Raw genomic sequence first — 1,382 nt, 5'->3', positions numbered from 1 at the left:
TGAGTAAATTCTTGAGTGAATAGGGTTAACAAGGTTAACTTAAGAAAAAATGGCAACAAAGGAGATGGCTTGCTCAGGGTTAACTTACCATCCCTTACATTAGGAAAATCCATAGTAAAGGGTTAACATGGCAAGATGGCAACAAAGACAGGAGGGTAATAATGAGCGAAGCTCCCACTTCGTGGACCCTCCTGTCATTAAGCCATATGTCGGCGACCCTTCGTCGCCTCCTCTCAATCTTGCGACCTCGACTGGGCGGCTTCCGCCGCCGACCAACCTCCGCTTCGCTTCGGTGGCCAGTCTCGCAGCGCGCTGGGTTTTAAATAAAGTCATAGTAGTTGCGGCCAAGGCCTCGAATGTATATGTTAAGCGTTGTTGTTTTTTTTGTGTTGGGTTGGTTACCAACTTTTTATTTTTTTTTGTTTGTTATGGTAAATGCATTCTAACTGCCGTTAATCTGCTTGTTATCAGTGAACTCGATGTCGTAGACAATCTCGACACTGACAGTGACGTAGGTGGTGCCACTGGACCCAAGGTCCGCACACCATACGTTCCAAAAGTAAGTGGCTGCGCCGGTGTTGACATCTGTCGTCAACGTATCATCGTTGACTGAGATGCCAAGATCACGCATCGGAGCATACGTGAGGTAAAGGCTCTTCTGCCCGAAACCGCTGTTACGGGCATTCAATATGGTCGACACACCATGGTTGTCTTCCATATTAGTTTGTGGATCAGAGGATATGCCGGTGGAAGCTCCACCGATAATACCAACGGCAAAACAATTGCCTCCAGTGACAGAGTCAGTGGTGATATTATAGGATACCTTGATCTTTGATCCATGCACCTTGTACTTGTTAAAAACAGCCGTAAGCTGATCAAAGTACATAGGCTGATGACCCGTACCGGTTACATCGGGATCAAAACAGTTTTGAGGGGAGAAAACGTTACGCCCTACTGCGCCCGCATTGGACGAAAGAATAACGTTTTGAACGTAGCGAAGCTTCGTTCTAAATGACTGGCCTAAGCCATATACGCCCATAACTGGACGAACTGTAGCAAGAGTACGAACAGGGCGACCTACTTTGTAGGTCCGCACTGTACGACTCCATGGTCGTTGTGCCTTGACTGACTTACGTCGTCCGGTCACACGTCGCGTACGTACAACACCCATTTTGATGTGTGTTCTACTGAGTAAATTCTTGAGTGAATAGGGTTAACAAGGTTAACTTAAGAAAAAATGGCAACAAAGGAGATGGCTTGCTCAGGGTTAACTTACCATCCCTTACATTAGGAAAATCCATAGTAAAGGGTTAACATGGCAAGATGGCAACAAAGACAGGAGGGTAATAATGAGCGAAGCTCCCACTTCGTGGACCCTCCTG

The 1,382-nt window shown here is 46.6% G+C and carries 1 protein-coding gene; it reads right to left on the bottom strand.

Annotated elements, in window-relative coordinates; genetic code table 11:
- Positions 1–442: 442 nt before the first annotated feature.
- The gene (locus tag A462_RS32175; protein ID WP_157222811.1) at positions 443–1,096 is read right to left on the bottom strand and encodes a hypothetical protein; all 654 of its coding nucleotides are present in this window, start codon (positions 1,094–1,096) and stop codon (positions 443–445) included.
- Between the last annotated feature and the right edge of the window lie 286 nt (positions 1,097–1,382).

It is taken from the genome of Pseudomonas sp. Ag1 (assembly GCF_000278565.1).
Taxonomy (GTDB): Bacteria; Pseudomonadota; Gammaproteobacteria; order Pseudomonadales; family Pseudomonadaceae; genus Aquipseudomonas.
This window is presented reverse-complemented; position numbering and strand designations above follow the sequence as displayed.